At 70.7% G+C, this 18,922-nt stretch carries 18 protein-coding genes and 1 tRNA gene; 12 read left to right on the forward strand and 7 right to left on the reverse strand.

The features are described 5' to 3' along the window. Together AC6EUL_RS15815 and AC6EUL_RS15820 are read right to left on the reverse strand one after the other, a co-directional pair. On the reverse strand, nt 1–715 hold a 715-nt coding region (locus tag AC6EUL_RS15815), incomplete at its 3' end, for a TPM domain-containing protein (protein ID WP_499871198.1). 6 nt (nt 716–721) lie between these two features. Continuing rightward, nucleotides 722–1,360, reverse strand: coding sequence for a LemA family protein (locus AC6EUL_RS15820; RefSeq protein ID WP_056272341.1), 639 nt, complete (start codon nt 1,358–1,360; stop codon nt 722–724). A 219-nt stretch (nt 1,361–1,579) separates the two neighbouring features. Between AC6EUL_RS15820 and AC6EUL_RS15825 the strand changes: the two genes are divergently transcribed. From AC6EUL_RS15825 to AC6EUL_RS15845, 5 genes are all read left to right on the forward strand, one after another. After that, a complete protein-coding gene (locus AC6EUL_RS15825; RefSeq protein ID WP_056212846.1) occupies nt 1,580–1,897 on the forward strand; it encodes an Rdx family protein in 318 nt (105 codons plus the stop codon). Beyond that, entirely contained in the window at nt 1,894–4,131 is a 2,238-nt protein-coding gene (locus AC6EUL_RS15830; protein WP_499871200.1) for a sensor histidine kinase, read from the forward strand. The genes AC6EUL_RS15825 and AC6EUL_RS15830 overlap by 4 nt, the downstream gene beginning before the upstream one ends. Before the next feature lie 572 nt (nt 4,132–4,703). Then, nucleotides 4,704–6,077, forward strand: coding sequence for a methyl-accepting chemotaxis protein (locus AC6EUL_RS15835; protein WP_056212848.1), 1,374 nt, complete (start codon nt 4,704–4,706; stop codon nt 6,075–6,077). 44 nt (nt 6,078–6,121) lie between these two features. After that, nucleotides 6,122–7,723, forward strand: coding sequence for a class I adenylate-forming enzyme family protein (locus AC6EUL_RS15840; protein WP_499871203.1), 1,602 nt, complete (start codon nt 6,122–6,124; stop codon nt 7,721–7,723). Between the two features lie 171 nt (nt 7,724–7,894). Then, nucleotides 7,895–7,986 (forward strand) — tRNA-Ser (locus AC6EUL_RS15845). Nucleotides 7,987–8,223: 237 nt separating this feature from the next. Here AC6EUL_RS15845 and AC6EUL_RS15850 read toward each other — a convergent pair. From AC6EUL_RS15850 to AC6EUL_RS15865, 4 genes are read right to left on the reverse strand one after another with little or no spacing between them, the layout of a single operon-like run. Further along, nucleotides 8,224–8,568 carry a nitrile hydratase accessory protein gene (locus AC6EUL_RS15850; protein ID WP_499871205.1) on the reverse strand — a complete coding sequence of 115 codons (345 nt, stop codon included), beginning with the start codon at nt 8,566–8,568 and terminating at the stop codon, nt 8,224–8,226. Beyond that, on the reverse strand, nt 8,565–9,242 hold the full coding sequence (nthB, locus tag AC6EUL_RS15855; protein WP_499871207.1) for a nitrile hydratase subunit beta: 678 nt from the start codon (nt 9,240–9,242) through the stop codon (nt 8,565–8,567). The genes AC6EUL_RS15850 and nthB overlap by 4 nt, the downstream gene beginning before the upstream one ends. Continuing rightward, nucleotides 9,239–9,880: a nitrile hydratase subunit alpha gene (gene nthA, locus AC6EUL_RS15860; protein WP_056354287.1), complete on the reverse strand. Its 642-nt coding sequence runs from the start codon at nt 9,878–9,880 to the stop codon at nt 9,239–9,241. Before nthA ends, nthB begins: the two co-directional genes overlap by 4 nt. A 43-nt stretch (nt 9,881–9,923) precedes the next feature. Further along, nucleotides 9,924–10,883 carry an antibiotic biosynthesis monooxygenase family protein gene (locus AC6EUL_RS15865; protein ID WP_499871210.1) on the reverse strand — a complete coding sequence of 320 codons (960 nt, stop codon included), beginning with the start codon at nt 10,881–10,883 and terminating at the stop codon, nt 9,924–9,926. Between the two features lie 233 nt (nt 10,884–11,116). On the opposite strand from AC6EUL_RS15865, the gene AC6EUL_RS15870 reads away from it, so the two are divergent. The 5 genes from AC6EUL_RS15870 to AC6EUL_RS15890 all read left to right on the forward strand — a co-directional run bounded on the left by AC6EUL_RS15870 (nt 11,117) and on the right by AC6EUL_RS15890 (nt 15,627). Next, nucleotides 11,117–12,073 (forward strand): LysR family transcriptional regulator, encoded by a 957-nt coding sequence (locus AC6EUL_RS15870; RefSeq protein ID WP_499871212.1) that lies wholly within the window; start codon nt 11,117–11,119, stop codon nt 12,071–12,073. A 134-nt stretch (nt 12,074–12,207) separates the two neighbouring features. Next, nucleotides 12,208–12,576 carry an HU family DNA-binding protein gene (locus AC6EUL_RS15875; protein WP_499871214.1) on the forward strand — a complete coding sequence of 123 codons (369 nt, stop codon included), beginning with the start codon at nt 12,208–12,210 and terminating at the stop codon, nt 12,574–12,576. Nucleotides 12,577–12,782: 206 nt separating this feature from the next. Further along, nucleotides 12,783–13,796, forward strand: coding sequence for an iron ABC transporter substrate-binding protein (locus AC6EUL_RS15880; protein WP_499871325.1), 1,014 nt, complete (start codon nt 12,783–12,785; stop codon nt 13,794–13,796). Nucleotides 13,797–13,876: 80 nt separating this feature from the next. After that, the gene (locus AC6EUL_RS15885; RefSeq protein ID WP_499871327.1) at nt 13,877–14,854 is read left to right on the forward strand and encodes a FecCD family ABC transporter permease; all 978 of its coding nucleotides are present in this window, start codon (nt 13,877–13,879) and stop codon (nt 14,852–14,854) included. Next, nucleotides 14,851–15,627: an ABC transporter ATP-binding protein gene (locus AC6EUL_RS15890; protein ID WP_499871329.1), complete on the forward strand. Its 777-nt coding sequence runs from the start codon at nt 14,851–14,853 to the stop codon at nt 15,625–15,627. Before AC6EUL_RS15885 ends, AC6EUL_RS15890 begins: the two co-directional genes overlap by 4 nt. Here AC6EUL_RS15890 and AC6EUL_RS15895 read toward each other — a convergent pair. Further along, complete coding sequence (locus AC6EUL_RS15895; protein ID WP_499871216.1) at nt 15,624–16,694, reverse strand: substrate-binding domain-containing protein; 1,071 nt, start codon at nt 16,692–16,694, stop codon at nt 15,624–15,626. The genes AC6EUL_RS15890 and AC6EUL_RS15895 overlap by 4 nt on opposite strands. Nucleotides 16,695–16,980: 286 nt before the next feature. Between AC6EUL_RS15895 and AC6EUL_RS15900 the strand changes: the two genes are divergently transcribed. Together AC6EUL_RS15900 and AC6EUL_RS15905 are read left to right on the forward strand one after the other, a co-directional pair. Continuing rightward, complete coding sequence (locus AC6EUL_RS15900) at nt 16,981–17,538, forward strand: hypothetical protein (RefSeq protein WP_499871218.1); 558 nt, start codon at nt 16,981–16,983, stop codon at nt 17,536–17,538. Between the two features lie 296 nt (nt 17,539–17,834). Further along, nucleotides 17,835–18,911 (forward strand): catalase family protein, encoded by a 1,077-nt coding sequence (locus AC6EUL_RS15905; RefSeq protein ID WP_056354276.1) that lies wholly within the window; start codon nt 17,835–17,837, stop codon nt 18,909–18,911. Nucleotides 18,912–18,922 lie beyond the last annotated feature (11 nt).

Below are 18,922 nucleotides of genomic sequence, written 5' to 3' on the forward strand. Positions count from 1 at the left end.
CCCCCGAGGATGGCCCCGGCAGAATGATGAAGCCGCCCCCACCGCCCCGCCGCCCGCGGTTCATCCGGTAGACGACGAACAGGACGACGAAGAACAGGATGATGAAGATCACCACCTGTCCGGGATCGGCCTCGTCGCTGCGTACCTGCGCCTTGCGTTGCCACTCCTCGGCGTCGCCCGCGAGGATCGACAGCACCGCGTCGACGCCCGCGTTGATGCCGCCGGCGTAGTCGCCGGTCTTGAAGCGCGGCGTGATCGCGGTGGTGATGATGACCTTCGAGAGGGCATCGGTGAGGGCCCCCTCGAGGCCGTAGCCGACTTCGATCCGGACCTTGCGCTCGTTGGGGGCGACGAGGAGCAGCGCCCCGTTGTCGGTCTTGGCCTGCCCGAGCTTCCAGGCGCGGAACAGGCGGTTGGCGTAGTCCTCCACCGTCCGGCCCTGCAGGCTGGGGACCGTGGCGACCACCACCTGATCGGAGGTCTTGTCCTCGTAGGCCTTCAGCTTGGTCTCGAGGGCCGTCCGGTCCTCGGGCTTGAGGAGGCCGGCGCCGTCGACCACCCGCCCGGTCAGGGCGGGGAAGGTCGGTTCGGCGCCACCGGCCTGCGCGTGCGCGAGGCCGGTGGCGCCGACGACGAGCCAGAGCCCGAAAATCAGCCGCGTGGCGATCGACCGGATGGCGTCTGTCCCGGCGCTGCCCGGGCGCGGACGGTCCATGGCGGGCTAGAACTTCACGTTCGGCGGGCGCTCGGCGTTCGGCGTCGCCGTGAAGGTCTCCATCGGCTTCGCGTCCGGGTAGAAGACGGCGGCGATCCACCGGCCCGGAATGGTGCGGACCTCGGTGTTGTAGTCCTGGACCGCGGCGATGTAGTCGCGGCGGGCGACGGCGATCCGGTTCTCGGTGCCTTCGAGCTGCGACTGCAGGGCGAGGAAGTTCTGGTTCGACTTGATGTCGGGGTAGCGCTCGACGGTGACGAGGAGGCGGCCGAGGGCGCCCGAGAGCTGGTTCTGCGCGTCCTGGAATTCCTTGAACTTCTGCGGATCGCTCACGGTCGAGGCATCGACCTTGACGCTCGACGCCTTGGCCCGCGCCTCGGTCACGCCGATCAGCACGTCCTTCTCCTGCTGCGCGTAGCCCTTCACCGTCTCGACGAGGTTCGGGATCAGGTCGGCCCGGCGCTGGTACTGGTTCTGCACCTCGCTCCACGAGGATTTCGCCCGCTCCTCGAGGGTCGGGACCCGATTGATCGCTCCGCAGCCGGTCAGGGTCGTGCCCAGGGCGAGAGCCGCGACAGCGATCCGAACCCTGCCGAGCCAGGCCCGGACGGGACCCGTCGTCGGGGTGACGACACCTGAACGCATGCTTGGACTCCTTGGCCATCGGCGCGCCGCGCGAAGATCGGTCCCTCACCGGCCCGTGAACACACATAGGCGCATCGGCGCTGCGATAAAGGCGCACAGGGAAAAACTTGGCCGGGTGACGGGAAAACGTCGCCGAACCCCACCGAAGACCATCGCCGTGCGGTGCCCGGGCGCGCGTTTCGGTTGACAAGCCGGGAGCGATCGGTCGCTTTACCCGCCATGGACGAAACGCCCCGCCCATCGCCCGAGAAGCCGCGGGTTTCGATCACCTACTGCACGCAGTGCCAGTGGCTGCTGCGGGCGGGATGGATGGCGCAGGAACTCCTCTCCACGTTTCGCGACGACCTCGGGGAGGTGGCGCTGATCCCCGGCACCGGCGGCGTCTTCGTGATCCTGTGCGGACCGCACCTGATCTGGGATCGGACGCGCGACGGCGGCTTCCCCGACGTCAAGGTCCTCAAGCAGCGCGTTCGGGATCACCTCGCGCCGGATCGCGACCTCGGACACATCGATCGCGCGGGCGTCGCGCGCTCATGAGCCATCCGCCTCCCGGAGAGACCCCGCCTCCCGGAGAGACCCCGACCGGGCGCCGCACTTGGCGCCGGGGGTGGGGGTCGCTCGCCTCCGCCTTCGCGCGTGTCCGACAGCGCGGTTTCTCGACCCAGGTCTACCTGGTCGCCCTGGTGATCGCGCTGATCGGACCGGGATTGCTGTTCACGGCGATCCTCCTCGCGCGCTATGCGGGAACCGAGCGGGCCCGCTTCGAACAGGATGCCCGCGAGAACGTGCGGAGCATCGCCCTCTCCGTCGACCGCGACACGGCGGGCCTCGTCTCGGTGCTGCAGACCCTCGCCACATCGCCGCGACTGAAGGACGGCGAGTTCGACAATTTCGACGCCCAGGCGCGCCTCGTGCGGGACGCGGTCGGCCTCGACATCCTGCTTCGGCGACCGGACGGACAGCAGGTCGTGAACACGGCGGTGCCGCGCCGGGCCCCGCTGCCGCGCAGCGGGCTGCCCTTCGATCGCGAGATCGCCACGGGCAGCCAGCGCGCCGTCGTCTCGGGCTACGTCAAGGGCATGAAGCCCGCGGACGCGACCTATGCGGTCGCGGTGCCGGTGTTCGGCGAGGGCGGCGTCACCCATATCCTCAGCTTCACGGTCCCGATCGGCCGGCTGGACGGCCTGGTCGCCCGGGAAGCCGTCGAGGGCTGGACCACCGGCCTCTCCGACCGGGACGGGGTCATCCTGGCGCGGGTGCCCGATCCGGAGACCAATATCGGCTCGCAGCGCCTCGCGACCCTGCGTCAGTACCAGACCGCGACGCCGAATGTCTGGGAGGGCAAGGATCGGCGCCTCAAGGCCGTGACGGTCGTCGAGGCCCGCTCCCGCCTCACGGGCTGGACCGCGGCCGCGATCATCCCGCAGGCCCTGGTGGAAGCGCGCCTGCGCAACTGGATCTGGGCCTTCTGCGGCTTCGGCCTCCTGGTGCTGGCGACCTCGTCCATCCTGGCGGTTCACCTGTGGTCGCGGGTCTCGCAGCCCCTGCGCCGGCTCGCCGCGACGGGGCCGGCCCTCGCCCGCGGCGAGGTCATCCCGCGGATCACCTCGCCGATCCACGAGATCCGGCGCCTGGGAGACGTGCTCGCGGAGGCCTCCCAGCGCCTGCGCCTGCGCAGCGACGAGCGCGACCGGGCGCTGGCGGAGACCGAGCGCGGCCTGAGTGCCCTGCGCGAGAGCGAAGCCCGCTTCCGCCACATGGCCGATTCCGCTCCGGCCCTGATCTGGATGACCGACGAGAACGCCCGGATCAGCTTCGCCAACATGCATTTCGACCACATGTTCGGGCTGCATACGGCCGCCGTGCTGGCCGGCGAGGATTGGCGCCGGATCATCTTCGCGGAGGACTACGAGGCCTTCGCGACCCGCTTTCGGGACGCCTTCGCGGCGCGGGTGCCCTTCCAGGCCGACGTCCGGGTGGTGGACCAGGACGGCGTCGTGCGCTGGCTGCGCTGCGAGGGGGTGCCGCGGACGGACGATACCGGCAATTTCCTCGGCTACACGGGCTGCAACGTCGACATCACCGACGCCAAGCGCGCCGCCGAGCACCAGCAATTGCTGATCCACGAACTGAACCATCGCGTGAAGAACACCCTGGCCACCGTGCAGTCGATCGCGGGACAGTCCCTGCGCCGGCTCGAGGGACCGGAGGCCACCGCGGCCCGAGCCGCGTTCGAGGCCCGCCTGCTGGCCCTGGCCCGGGTGCACAACGTCCTCACCCGGGAGAGCTGGGACGGCGCCGAACTCGGAAACGTCGTGGCCGACGCCATCGCGCCGCTGGATGCGGCGGAGGGGCAGCGCTCCCGGTTCTTCGTCTCCGGTCCCGCCCTGCGGCTGCCGCCGCGCCTGGCCTTGTCGATCGCCATGGCGCTCCACGAGCTCGGCACCAATGCGGTCAAGTACGGGGCGCTCTCGCAGGAGGGGGGCACGGTGACGATCGCCTGGTCGGTGGAGCGCCAGGCGGAGACCCGCCTGATCCTGCGCTGGAGCGAGGCGGGCGGCCCCCCCGTCGTCCCGCCGACCCGGACCGGCTTCGGCTCGCGCCTGATCGAGCGCAGCCTGGCCCGGGAACTCGATGGCGAGGTCCAGTTGCTGTTCGCGGCCAGCGGTGTCGTCTGCACCATCGAGGCCCCGGTCCCCCCGCCGACTCTGCTGGAGCGCAAGGCGGACCTCATCGGCCCGCGCGAGATGCCGCTCTCCCGTTCGGCCTGAGCCGGACTCGTTCCGGGCCGGCGGCCGAGCGGCGTCGATCCGACGCGCCGCCCGTCTTCCTCCGCACCTGCCCGGGCGCCATCCTGAATTGGATGGGCCGTGCCGGGCCTCGCGGGATGGTTCAGCGCCTGAACAGATTTGGTCCAGGCGGACGCCCCTCGGTCTCGCCGGAGGTTGCGGGCGGCGATCCCCCGGGCCGCGCGCGGGCCTCCCGGCATCGCCGGCCAGTGTCGAAGTGGACGTCGCGCTCGGCCGGGTGTCCCACCTGGGCTGGACCGGACGGATGAGCCCTCGGGCCTCCGCGAGGGTTCTGAATTCGTCATAGATATTAACAATCAATATGGAATTTTAACTAAATTATAATGAAACGCTAAAGCTTACCAAACCAAAACTGGTGGTAGACAACAAGCACTGATTGCGACGAGCCACCTGTTAATTGTTCGCGTTGCACAACAGCGCGTCGCGGTGCGAGGCGGAACGCTTCTCGATTTTGAGCAGGTGTTTCAGGCCATAAGGATACATTAATGGAAGATCGGTAGATCACATCGCTACGCCTTACAGGACCAATCGCGATGCTCGGCCTTCCCTTCGCTCGTTCCACCCCGAAGTCGCCCGTCACGGAGACGGCGCCGGATGCCGCTGGGATCCGCGACGAAGCCCGTCTGGTACAGGCGGTGGAATCCCTGATGGTGAGCCAAAATCTCGCATCGGTCGATCTGCCCGAGGGGCCGCTCCGCGCCGCGATCGAGCGGTTGCATGCGAATCGCGAAGCCGATCTCCTGCGCAGCCTGGCCACCACCGCCTCCGTCGCCCGCGAGGCTTCCGAGGCTGCGACGAACACGGGTTGGATGACCTACGACGTCGGTGAGGTGGCGAGCGCCACCCAGACGATCGCGGGCGCCGCCGAGGAGATGGCGGCTTCCGTGGCGGAGGTGGCGCAGACCTCCGAGACCGTGGTGACCGTCGCGCGGGATGCCCTCGCGGAGACCCAGGCCTGCATCCAGGACGCGCAGAAGGCGCGCACGGCGATGCACGAGATCGATGTCCGGACCTCGCAGATCTCCGATCGCGTCGTCGTCCTCGAGCGCGCCATCGCGCAGATCGAGGTGATGGCCACCACCATCGCGGCGATTTCGGCGCAGACCAATCTCCTGGCCCTCAACGCCACCATCGAGGCCGCCCGGGCGGGCGAGGCCGGCCGCGGGTTCTCCGTGGTGGCCGCCGAGGTGAAGTCGCTCTCCGCCCAGACCGCCAAGTCCACCGGGGAGATCCGCGGGCTGCTGAGCACCCTCACCGCCGAGATGGGCGCGATCTCGGAGGCGGTTCACGAAAGCCGCAGCGCCGTCACCACGGGCCGCACCATCGTCGATCACCTCGAGCACCGGATCGTCGAGACCAATGCCCGCATCGCGCAGGCGAGCGACCTGAACCAGGCGATCTCGCACATGCTGGGACAACAGCGCGCCGCGACCTCGGAAATCTCGACCAGCGTGCAGAACATCGCCGCGAAGGCCTCGAAGACCCACGAGGAGATCGAGAAGATCACGAGCCGACTCGTGCGCGCCGAGGCCACAGGCCAGACGGCGCTGAACGCGAATGCCCGCGACGTGCCGGTCTACGCCCTGGTGCGCCTGCCGGCCGATCTCGGCGCGTGGAAGCGCAAGCTCGCCCGGGTTCTCGTCGGCATGGCCCAGCCGGATCCGATCCTGGCCACCCCGTCGGGCCAGCCCGGCCGGAGCCTGAAGACGGACCTGGCCGGGACGGCACCGGCCGCCCACCCCGCCTTCGCCCGGCTGGTGGCTGCGGAGAGCAAGGCCTTCGCGGAAGCCGGCAAGATGCTGGAAGCCCTCAAGGCCAGCAACTGGGATGTCGGAACCCCCGCCTACCAGGCCGCCGCGGAAGCGATGAAGGAGATGCTCGTCGCCGCCAAGGAAATCGCCGGCTGAGGGCCGGCCGCGCCGCGGGGCGGCGCGACGGAAACGGGGAGCGGATGCCCTTGTCGAGGCGCTCGCTTTCGGCTTCCTTGCGCGGGTCGCCACGGAGCCCTCGCTTGACCTCATCCCTTGCCGCCGCCGCCGAGGCCCCGCCGTTCAACGGCGCGCGCTTCTGCCTTGCCGAGAATGCCCGTCTGCGCGCACACAAGACGGCGCTCATCATGGCGGGAGCCGGCGACGACGTTCGCGTCCTGACCTTCGGCGAGGTCGATCGGGCGGTCCGGGCCATCGGGGCCGGGCTTCGGTCCCTCGGCCTCGCGCCCGGCGCGCGCGTGATGATTCGCATGGGCAACGAGGCGGACTACGTGCTGGTCTACTTCGGAGCCCTGGCCGCCGGCCTCGTGGCCCTGCCCGCCTCGCCGCAGCTGACCGAGCCCGAGGCCGCGTTCCTGATGGAGAATGCGGGCGCGTCCGTCGTGGTCGTGGGGGCGGGCCATGCCGTCGATCCGCCCGCGCTCGGGGGGCGAATCCTGCTCCGGCCCGACGACATCGCCGCGATGAAGGCCGGGCCGCTGCTGCCCGATTACGCGGACACCCGGGCCGAGGACCCCGCGACCCTGGTCTACACCTCCGGCACGACCAGCCGGCCCAAGGGCGTCCTGCACGCGCATCGCGCCATCCGCGGGCGCCGGCCGATGCACGCGCACTGGCTCGGCCTGTCGGAGCACGACGTCATGCTCCATGCCGGTACGATGAATTGGACCTACACGCTGGGCGTCGGGATCACCGATCCCTGGGCCTGCGGCGCCACGGCAGTGCTCTACGACGGCCCGCGCGATCCGGCGATCTGGCCGGCCCTCATCGCCCGTCATCGGGCAACGCTCTTCGCCGCCGTGCCGAGCCTCTACCGCCAGATCCTGAAATATGCCGATCTCGGGGCCGTCGATCTCGGCATCCTGCGCCACGGGGTGACGGCGGGAGAGGCCCTGTCGCCCGAGCTCCTCGCGGCCTGGACGCAGGCGACCGGCAAGCCCCTCTACGAGGCTCTCGGGATGAGCGAGTGCTCGACCTACGTCTCGAGTGGCCCGACGATCCCCGTGCGCCCCGGCTCCCCCGGCAAACCGCAGCCCGGGCGCCGCGTGGCGATCCTGCCGGCCGAGGGCCCGGCCGAGCCGCTGCCGCCCGGAGAGGTCGGCCTCCTCGCCATCCACCGCTCCGAGCCGGGCCTGATGCTGGGCTACTGGAACCGGCCCGAGGAGGAGGCCGCGGTGATGCGCGGCGACTGGTTCGTCGGTGGCGACCGCGCGAGCCTCGATGCGGACGGCTACCTGACCTACCACGGCCGCAACGACGACCTCATGAACGCCTTCGGCTATCGGGTCTCGCCGAACGAGATCGAGGGAGTCGTGATCGAGCATCCCGACGTCGCCGAGGTCGGCGTCGCGGAGATGGCGGTCCGGGCCGACCTCAGCGTCATCACCGCCTTCGTCGTGCCGAAGCCCGATGCCGTGCTGGACGCCGACGACATCATGGCCTGGTGTCTCGATCGCCTCGCGACCTACAAGTGCCCCCGCGAAGTGCGCTTCCTGGATGCGCTGCCGCGCACGGCGAACGGCAAGATCCAGCGCAAGCGCCTCGCCGCCAGCGTCGGCGCCTGAGACGGCACGGCGGCCGCGAGAGCCGCCCTGCCCGGCCCGTCCGGCGGCCCCGGGGCATCGACCGGGCCTGTGGCCCCGACGGCACGCCCGCCCGGAAGGCATCGATTTCCCTGCGGCTGCGCCAATCGCAGCTTGACCCGCCGAATGCGAAATTCTAGATCGACCGCCTGCGGAGACGTGGCCGAGCGGCTGAAGGCACTCGTTTGCTAAATGAGCATACCCCGAAAGGGGTATCGAGGGTTCGAATCCCTCCGTCTCCGCCATTCCTTTCGGTGTTCTCCCAGTCGCTCCCGACGCTGATCCGTGTCAGGCCCGTGCACGCGACGGAGGCATTGCCGATCGTGTCGCCTCGTCCTGTCGGATCGACAGGCGCCGTCATCGCCTCGGGCCGGGTTCAGGACGCTCGACCGTTCGACCCGAGATCGCCTGCTCCGATCCGGCCCCACGTTTGCGGAGCGACGGCTCACGCACCCGCCCGGTTCTCGCAGCGTCTCGGCCCCTCACCCCGGACGGGTGGCCGCGAGCGGATCGTTCGCCAGGAGGATCGGCTCGCCGTGCGGTGTCGCCGCGGCGGCCCGTGCGAAGGCGGCCCGGCGCGCGGCGAGGCGTTCGGGCGCCGCGATGCCGCGTGCCGCGAGCAGGCCTTCGAGGGTCGCGAGCCAGGCGGCATAGTCCGCCGCCTGCCCGGTGCGCCGCGTCTGCGCCCCGAGCGCCTCCGCCCATTCGCTCCAGTCGAACAGGCCGCGGTCGTGGAGCGCCACCACCAGGGCGAAGGCCTGGGCCTCCCAGGGCTCGGCAAAGACCGGATCGGCCCCGTCGTCCCGGGGAATCTGATCGGCGCTCATGCGGAGCGTACCGGTTCGACGGGGTCCAGGTAGCTCTCGAAGGCGTTCACCGAGACGGTGTGGCCGGGTTCGGCCTGGTCCCCCCAGAGGTCGCGGCCGGAGAACCGGACGGTGTAGAGCCATTGCGGCGCCTCGCCGGCGAGCTGCGCGTTCATGTCGGGAAAGACGAAGCCGCCATGCACCGCCTCGATGGTCCCGATCTGGCCCCGCACGTAGCGCGGCAGGCGCGTGTGTCCCGCCGGATGGATGATCCGGGCGCGGACGCGGTCGCCCGGCGAGAAGCGCGCCGGGTCGGGGACGGGCCGGTCGCTCGGGAAGCCCCGCGCGAAGAGCGGCGCCACCTCTTCCCCCCGAAGGACGCGCTTGACCGGAGCGGCGGGAGCCGACGCGATGCCGGTAGACAGCTCCTCGGGCGTGACGAGGCCGTGGTGCTGCACCTGGCGTTCCAGCGCCTTGAGCCAGATCGCGTAATAGCTGGAAGCGAGGTACTCGCCCGGCGGCAGCGCCTCGCGGGCCGACCGGCTGGCATCGAGGTTCCAGGCGCCGGAGAGGCCCATGGCCATTGCGAGGCCGAAGACGCGCTTCTCCCAGGCCGCATGGAAGCGCGGCTCGTCGGCTTCGGGCGCGACAGGGCCGAAGCCGTGCATGCCGCCGAGGTCCTGCCCCCCGTTCATGCGGTCGTTGCCGGGGCGCGCGGAAGGCCGGTGCCGATCATCGCATCCCGGGTGACGAGGGCCGCGAGGGCTGCCTCGTCCAGTTCTTCCGTTCCGGCGGGACGCATCGGCAACACCATGTAGCGCAGCTCGGCGGTGGAATCCCAGACCCGGATGCGCTGTTCGACCGGCAGCGTCACGCCGAACTCGGCCAGCACCGCGCGCGGCTCGATCACGGCGCGCGAGCGGTAGGGGGGCGACTTGTACCAGATCGGTGGCAGGCCGAGCACCGGCCACGGGTAGCAGGAGCAGAGCGTGCAGACCACGAGGTTGTGTTCCTCGGGGGTGTTGGCGACGACGACCATGTGCTCACCACCCCGCCCGCCGACGCCGAGCTCGCGCATGGCCGGAGTGGCATCCGCGAGCAGGCGGGCGCGAAAGCCGGGATCGACCCAGGCCCGCGCCACCACCCGGGCCCCGTTATGCGGGCCGACCTTGGTCTCGTAGGTCTCGATCAGCGCATCGAGGGCGGCCGGATCGACGTAGCCCTTCTCCACGAGGATGGATTCCAGGGCGCGCACCCGCAATTCCATCGGCGAGAGTTCGCTCGCCGGGCGCCTCCCATGGGAATGGTCGTCATGATCGTGAGGGTGCGCCATGCTCAATCTCCGGGCCGCACCTTACGGGCTGAATCGACGCCCGTCATGCGTGCAGCGGGTCCTGTCGCGCCCCGGGCAAGCCCTCCCCGAACCGTGGAGGATACGGATCGGACGTCATGCGGTGCAGGGCAAAACGGCACGGTTCGGCCGATCCTGATCGTCCGCTCGACCTGTTGGCGAGCGAGGGCTTTTCGCCAGCCATGACGGCGCCGCCTGCGGTCGGGGTGGGGCGGGACCTGTCCGCACGTGCTGCGACCGGTCCGAGAAATTGGTCCTCGGTCTGCGGACGCCTCGGGTCGCGCACGCTCATCCGTTGCCGGGCGCCCGTTCCCTGAAGCCGCGCTCCGAGGCTCGGGACCGACTCCGCCGCCAGTCCGAGTGCGGGATCCGCCACGGCGCCGGCGCCGATGACGTCGGCCTTGTCGGTCGCGTCCTCGCGCAGGGCGATCTCGTCGGAAGGAAGGCTGGGGTTCACGCCGCGCAGAGGGCCGGAACGGCGACCGTGTGGAACAGCTGCGGGCTCGCCGTGGCGCTCGCCCGGATCATCGGCGAGACGGGCTCGGAACTCGGGGTCGGTGAAGGCCGCACGGAACGCCGCGACGCTGTCCCAGACGGCGTCGTCCAGGAAGACGCCCCTGCCCGCGATGCCGCGGTGCCGCGGTGCCGAGACGAATCCGGGCTGGCGCTTCATGATCTCCGTGTCGTCCGTCCAGGCGGCGAGCAGGGCATCGGCATCCGTGGGCGGGATTTCGAGAACGAGACTGTTCCAGGCGCGCCGGGCCGAGCGGGGCGTCGGTCCCGTTCGATCGGTCCCAGCCGGGCGGTCATGCGTCGTCGGTCGCAAGAATGGGCGTCGATCGGGGCGCCCGCAGCGCCTGATCGGGAATGCCGGTTCGATTTCTCGTCCGTTGGACGCGATGCCAGGGCCGGGATGCTGGACGGGGCCTCGCGTAGACCTCTGTGGCGTCCTGAGACCGATCCTCTCGAGGCGCCGATCAGGCACCCCTCGTCTTGGCCAAATCCGTCAGCACCGACCCTGGACCCATCCAACGCCAGCCGTCGCGGGTTCTTCGCGGCACGCCTCCGGGTCGGGGCCGCATACGTCCAATCCCGCCATGAGCCAGGCCCTAACTCACACGGCCAATGGAAGTCTACGACTTATTGAGCCGATCGCATCGGATGTATACCACCGGTCGTCTCGGAGCCTGACGGCGCCATGCTTCCTCTCCCGGACCCGTGATCGACAAACTCGACCTTCTCCTCGCCCTGTCGCGGGAGCACCATTTCGGGCGCGCCGCGGATGCGTGCTGCGTGACGCAGCAGACGCTGTCGGCCGGTGTAAAGAGCCTGGAGAACCAACTCGGGATCCGGCTGGTGCAGCGCGGCTCCCGGTTTCAGGGATTCACGCCCGAGGGCGAACGGGTTCTGGCCTGGGCCCGGCGGATCGTCGCCGATGCGCGCGCGATGCGCGAGGATGTCGCGACCCTGCGCCGGGGACCGGCGGGACACCTGCGGATCGCCGCGATCCCGACCGTCCTTCCGATGATCTCCGCGCTGACCACCCCGTATCATCTCCGCTATCCGGACGTCCGCCTCAGCGTGCTGTCGGCGACGTCGGCGACCATCCTCGACCTGATCGAGAACCTCGTGGCGGATGCCGGTCTCACCTATCTCGACCGTGAGCCGCTGAGCCGGGTCACGACGATCCCGCTCTTCAAGGAGCGCTATCAGCTTCTCACCGCGGCCGGCGGCCAGCACGACGGGCGCACCAGCATCACCTGGTCCGAAGTCAGCCGGACGCCGCTCTGCCTGCTCACGCCCGACATGCAGAACCGGCGCATCGTCGATCAGCAGCTTCGGGCCTCAGGGAGCGACCCTGCGCCGACCCTCGAGTCGAATTCGATGATCGTCCTGATGAGCCATGTGCGCACCCTGCACTGGTCGAGCATCATGCCGGCCGCGCTGGCCGACGCCCTCGGGCCGATGCCGGGTCTGCGGACGATCCCGATCGTCGAGCCGGAGATCGAGCACACGATCGGCCTCGTCGTGCCGCAACGCGAACCGGCGACGCCGATGGTCGCCGCGCTGGTGGGCATCGCGCGACAGCTGGCGCGGACCCTGGATGAGCGGATCGGGAAGGCGGACGCGTCGCGGGCCTGCGCCGTCGACGTTCGTGAGAACAGTCTCCGATGACACGCGAGCGCACGGCGCCCGGATCCATCGAGCCGGAAGACCCTGCTGGGGCGGAAACCGGCCTCTGCGTCCGGTGCGAGAAGACGCGAAACTTCTCCCTCCTCTCGATCACTCGCAGGTGCTGAGTTCCCACCATGATCAAGTCCGGTCTGATCGCCCGCATGTGCGAGCAACACCCGCATCTCGGAGCCGCGGAGGCGGACGCCGTGGTGAACGCCATCCTGGCACGGATCGCCGAAGCCCTGGCTGCGGACGACCGGGTCGAATTGCGGGGGCTCGGCGTCTTCTCGGCCGTCCCCCGGGCGCCGCGCCCGGGGCGAAACCTGGCGTCCGGCGCCCCGGTCCTGGTGGGCGAGAAGCGCATCGTCTCGTTCCGGGCGAGCCGGACGATCGCGGCGCAGCTGCGTGGGTCCGCGGCACCGATTCCCCTGCGGACGAGAGGCCCGGTCGTGACCTTGTCGTTCCTGCCCTCCTGCAACGCCGAGCGATCCCGTGCGGCGTAGCGCCCGTCGTCCCGTCTGCGCCGCATCGGCGCTCTGCGGCCCGCACCGGCCCGGACATCCCGTCCGTAGGCGCCGGCTGCCGGACCCACTACACTGACGCGGACACCCGCTCGTCTGGGGATCGTTCTCCTGTGAACACGGCACCGTTTCCACGTCCGCATGGCGGTCTGCGCCGTGCGCGTCACGCCACCCTTCGCCTCGTTCCCTTGCTGGCGGGGCTCGGTCTAGGCGGCCCCCTCGACGCACGGCCCTTCACCGATGCCGCCGGCCGGACCGTCGCGGTGCCCGAGCGCCCCGCCCGAATCCTGGCGGCCGGCCCGCCGGCCTCCGTCCTGCTCTACACCCTGGCGCCGGACCGGATGGTCGGCTGGATCCGCAGCCCGACCCCGGAGGAGAAGCCCTTTCTCGCTCCCGCGACCCGCGACCTGCCCGTCACGGGGCGCCTGACCGGGCGCGGCGGGACCGCGAACGTCGAGGCGGTCCTCGGCCTCAAGCCCGATCTCATCCTCGATGTCGGCAGCACGGCGCCGACCTACGCGTCCCTCGCCGACCGGGTCCAGGCCCAGACCGGGATTCCCTACGTGCTCCTCGACGGGCATTTCGAGAAGACCGCGGAGAGCTATCGGCGCCTCGGCGCCCTCCTCGGCCTGGAATCGGCGGCGGCGGACCTCGCGGGTGAGTCCGAGGCTGCGGTGGCGGATGTGGCCCGGGTGATCGCGACGGTGCCGGAGGCGCGGCGCCCGCGGGTCTACTACGCCCGCGGGCCGAAGGGGCTCGAGACCGGCCTCGGCGGGTCGATCAACGTCGAGCTCCTCGGCGTGGTCGGAGCCCGGAACGTCGCGGCGGCGGCCGGCTCCGGCGGGATCGCCACCGTCTCGCCGGAACAGGTGCTGGCCTGGGACCCGGACGTGATCCTCACCCAGGATGCCGGCTTCCTGCGTGGGATCGCGCAAGACCCGCTCTGGTCCGGCCTCCGCGCCGTCCGCGCGGGTCGGGTCTACCAGGTGCCGGCCCTGCCCTTCGGCTGGTTCGATGCACCGCCCGGTGCCAATCGCCTGATCGGCATCCGCTGGCTGGCGCAGGTGCTCTACCCGGACCTGTTCCCGACTGGCCTGGAGGCGGCGACGCGGGACTTCTACCGGCGCTTCTACCATGTGGATCTCGATGACGGGCAGGTGGCGGCGCTGCTCTCGGGCGCCGCGCCCGGTCCGAAGCCATGACGCCGGAGACGGAGGCCCTCGCCCTGCCGGAGAAGGCGGAACGCCGGCGATGGGCGCGGATCTGGCCCGTCCTGGCGCCGATGCTGGGGCTCCTCGCCCTGGTGGTGCTGGCGCTGGCCACCGGGCGCTTCGCCGTTCCCCTCGGCGACGTGGTCGAGATCCTGGGGGCCCGGCTCGTCGGCCTGCCCGCGCGGGCCGACCCGGCGATGCAGACCGTCATCCTCCAGATCCGCCTGCCCCGTGTCCTCGCCGCCCTGGTGGTGGGGGCGAGCCTCGCCGCCGCCGGGGCGACCTACCAGGGCCTGTTCCGGAACCCCCTGGTCTCGCCGGACATTCTCGGGGTCTCGGCGGGGGCGAGCCTCGGGGCGGTGCTCGGCATCTTCCTGTCCCTGCCCGTGGCGGCGATCCAGGGGCTCGCCTTCGCCGGCGGCCTCGGCGCGGTCGCCGCCGTCTACGCGGTCGGCGCGGCGGTGCGCGGTCAGGATCCGGTGCTGACGCTGGTCCTGGCCGGTGTCGCCATCGGGGCCGTGCTGGGCTCGGCCATCGCGCTCCTGAAGGTCCTGGCGGATCCCTACAACCAGTTGCCCGCCATCACCTACTGGCTCCTCGGCAGCCTCGCTTCCGTGACGTCGGGGGATGTCGTCGCGATCCTGCCGGCGATCGGCCTCGGTCTGGTGCCCCTGGTGCTCCTGCGCTGGCGCATGAACCTGATGAGCCTCGGCGAGGAGGAAGCCCGCGCCCTCGGGATCGAGACCCGGGTCCTGCGCCCGGTCCTGATCGCCGCCGCCACGCTGGTCACCGCCGCCTCGGTGTCGGTGACGGGGGTGATCGGTTGGATCGGCCTCTTGGTGCCGCACGTGGCCCGGCTGCTGGTGGGACCGGATTTCCGCCGCCTGCTGCCGGCTTCCCTGGTTCTCGGTGCGGGCTACCTGCTCGCCGTCGACCTCGTGGCCCGCACCATCGCCCCCATCGAGGTGCCGCTCGGCATCCTGACCGCGCTCATCGGCGCGCCGTTCTTCCTCTGGCTCCTTGCCAGCGGCCGGCGGGGCTGGGCCTGATGCTCAGCGTCGAGGATCTCGCCTTCGGCTACGGGCGCCGTCGCATCGGCGCCGGCCTCGCCCTCACCGTTGAGCCCGGGGAGGTGCTGTGCCTGTTGGGCCCGAATGGCGGCGGCAAGACCACGCTGTTCAAGACGCTCCTGGGCCTGCTCCCACCCCTCGGCGGCCGCATCCGCCTCGACGGGGAGGAGATCGGCCGCTGGTCCCGGCGTCGGCTGGCTGCGAGCCTCGGCTACGTCCCCCAGGCGCAGGGCGGGTTCTTTCCGTTCCGGGTGCGCGACGTCGTCCTGATGGGGCGCGCGAGCCGGCTCGGCGTCTTCGCGAGCCCCGGCCCGGCCGACCACGCCGTGGCCGAGCGAGTTCTCGAAACCCTGGAGATCGGGCACCTCGCGGAACGGATCTACACCGAGATCAGCGGCGGCGAGCGCCAGATGGTGCTGATCGCCCGCGCGCTCGCCGGCGAACCCCGGATCGTCGTGATGGACGAGCCCACCGCCAGCCTCGATTTCGGCAACCAGGCCCGGGTGCTCGGCCAGATCCGTCGCCTGTCGCGATCGGGTATCGCGGTCGTCCTCTCGACGCACGACCCGGACCACGCCTTCCTGTGCGCCGACCGGGTGGCCCTCCTGCACGAGGGCCGACTCCTCGCCCTCGGGACTCCGGCCGCGACGATCACGCCCGAGACCCTGGCGCGGATCTACGGCGTCGCCGTGGCGGTGGTCGCACTGCCGGGCCATGGACGTGCCGTCTGCGCGCCGATCCTGGCGGATTAGGGAAGCGGCGCCCCGGGAACGGCAGTCCCTTGCCCGATGCCCCGCACGGTCTCGGGCGGGCGGTAGCCGGATGTCCGGCACGCGCGCTCGGCCAGGGCCTCCGCGAGGGCGTCGAAGGTCGCGTCGATCCGGGATTGGGCGGTCGCGAGGTAGTAGCGCTCCCAGCCCACGGAGAGAAAATCGAGTCCGAACCGGTCGGCCGCCGCCCGCGCACCGAGCCCGGCATCGGCCGCGCCGTAGGCAATCACGGCGGCGACCGCCTGATGCGTGAATTCCTCGGTGGCGTAGCCCCGGATCCGGTCGGCCGGAATGTCGTGCTGGGCGAGAAGCCGATCGAACCACACCCGGGTGCCCGACCCCTTCTGGCGATTGACGTACCGGGCATTTCCGGCGGCGAGGTCGTCCACGCCGCGGATGCCGAGGGGATTGCCGGCCGCGAGCATCAATCCCTGCTCGCGCTCGAACAGAATCCTGACCCGGAAACCGGGATCGGCCGCGAGGTCCGCGAAGGCGGGACCGGCCGTCGGCCAGTCGACGGCACCGCAGTGGAATCCGGCCGCATCGGCACGGGCCTCGGTCAGGCGCGCCACGGCATCCTCGCTGCCGGCGATCGCCAGGGCGAGCTTCGGCCAGGTCGCGGCGACGTCCATGATGAGCAGGTCGTGGCTGGCGACCAGCGTGACGGGGCGCACGGCCCCGGTCAGGACCGGCGCGAGGTGGGCACTGATGGCGTGTGCTTCCCGGGCCATCGGCGCCGCGAGACTGGCCGCGGCCGTTCCCAGGGACTCGCGCAGCAGCACACCCGTGGGCGTCAGCGCGCTGCCGTGCCCGCGCGTCTTCTGCACGAGCTGGTGCCCGAGGCCGGCTTCGAGGGCACGAAGACGCTCCCAGGCCGCCCGGTAGGAGAGGCCGAGCGCGGTCGCGATGCCCTGGACGGAGCCCGTCTCCGCGATCGCGTCGAGCACCGTGACGGCCTCGGCGACCGAGATGCGGTGCGACCCGACGGTGATCGTGCCGCCCAGGGCGAGGTCGATGGCGAGAGGTGAATTATCGGATGCGTGCATCATATCGCCCCGATCGTAACATCTTTCTACGTATTTGCGACGGGAACCCGCGCTCAGGGTTGCCGTGGATGATGGGATTCGATGGCATGAGGCGCGACCACGAAACTCCGACAGGTGCTGCCCTCGTGGCGGTTTCAGCCGCTCGCGAGTTGGCCCTTGGGCGCCGCGACGCCGTGTCCTCCAGATCGTAGACCTGATCTTGGCCCTCGCGCTCCGAGCGACGCGTGCCATAGGACGGTCGCGCCCGGAGCGCGACGCCGCAATACCGCTCCGCCTGTAATTCTCACCCTTGGAGATTCCACGCCTCGCAGCAGCCTATCGGATCGACGCGAAGGAGCGGGCGGCCCTCGCCGCCGGCGCGCGCATCCGGCACGGCGCCTGCACGCGTGAGAACCTCGCCCCGATCCTGACCTGGAAGGTCAGCGACCGTGGCCGGAGTCGTCAACAGAGGAACAGCGACGAGGAGGTCGCCGACGCCCTGCGGACGGCGCTGCTCGCCACGACCCCGCGGGTGGCCGTGTCGGTCCTCACCGGTCTCTCTGGCGTGGCCGTGCCCGTTGCGTCGGCGATCCTGGCCGCGATCCGTCCGGACCATTACGCCGTCATCGACCCTCGGGGCCTCAAGGCCCTCGGCTGCGGACCGCTCGAGATCGGTGCGAAGGCGTCTCTGCCGCTCGACCTCTACCTCCGCTACCTCGCGTTCTGCCGTGACCTCTCCCGAAGCTTCGGCGTCACCCTTCAGGATCTGGACCGCGCACTCTGGGAATGGGCGATGGCCGCCGACCTGCGACCCGGGCTTCCGCCCGGTCTCCTTCGCAGCCGTGAGGACATCCACGCGCCGCGCTGAGCCGGAGGCAGGACGGCGTCCGGGTCGGACCCGCAGCCGGGATCGAGAACGGCGATCGCTCGATTTGGACCGGGCCTGTCTCCCCCGAAGCCTCCGCGAGACCGTGAACCGGAGGGATCCGGCTTCCGCGGGCGGTTCGGGTTCTGGGACCACCGCCATCCCACGTGAGACCGGCGGGATCGGCGCCTGACGCCGCCTCGGCGGCGCGTTCACGGAGCGTTGAAGGGGACCAACCCGGAACGGAGACCGGACCGGTCCGTTCATCTGCAAGCCGATCCCGACCGGAGTTCCTGACCTTGCAAGCCCCCGTTCGCTACAGTCCCGATGTCGAGACGGTGACGTCCGATGAGAACGAGACCATCGCGCAGCTCAACCAGACCTTCGACAAGATCCTGCAGACCGTGGCCGAGGATTCCGGACATGCGGTGCGTTCGGTGCATGCCAAGTCGCACGGCATCCTGGAGGGCGAGCTCCGCATCGATGACGCCCTGCCCGCAGAACTCGCCCAGGGCCTGTTCGCCCGCCCCGGGACGCACAAGGTCTTCATGCGCCTGTCCACCAACGCGGGCGATATCCTCCCCGACGCCGTCTCGCTGCCGCGGGGTCTCGCGCTGAAGGTGCTCGACGTCGAGGGCGAGCGCCTGGCCGGCGCCGACGGCGCCACCCAGAACTTCATCATGGTCAACGGCAAGGTCTTTCAGGCCCCGAGCGCCCAGAAGTTCCTCGGCAGCCTGAAGCTGTTGGCCGGCACCACCGACCGGGCCGAGGGCCTGAAGGTCGCGGCCTCGACGGTGCTGCGGGGCGTCAACAAGGCGCTTCAGGCCGTGGGCGTCGAGAGCACGACGCTGGCGTCCCTCGGCGGCGCACCCAACGTCGACCCGCTCGGCGAGACCTACTACAGCGTCACGCCGTTCCGGTACGGCGACTACATCGCCAAGTTCTCGGTCGCTCCGGTTGCCCCGGCGCTCACCGCGCTGACCGGGAACGAGATCGACGCGTCCGGTCGTCCCAATGCGATCCGCGAGACGGTGCAGTCCGAGATGCGCGGCATCGAGGGCGTCTGGGAGTTCCGCGTCCAGCTCTGCCGCGACCTCGCGCGCCAGCCCGTCGAGGATCCGACGGTGGAGTGGGACGAGGTGGAAGCTCCGTTCCAGCGCGTCGGGCTGATCACCGTCCGGCCGCAGGACAGCTGGGATCCGTCGCGCGTCCAGGCGGTCGACGAAGGGATGCGCTTCAGCATCTGGACGGGCCTCGCCGCCCATCAGCCCCTTGGCAACATCAATCGCGCCCGCAACGCCCCCTACAAGCACTCGGCCGAGTTTCGCCAGCGCTTCAATGGATGTCCCATCCATGAGCCCGGCGCCGGGCACTGAGGATTGGCCGG

This window comes from Methylobacterium sp. 001424705 (assembly GCF_059816145.1).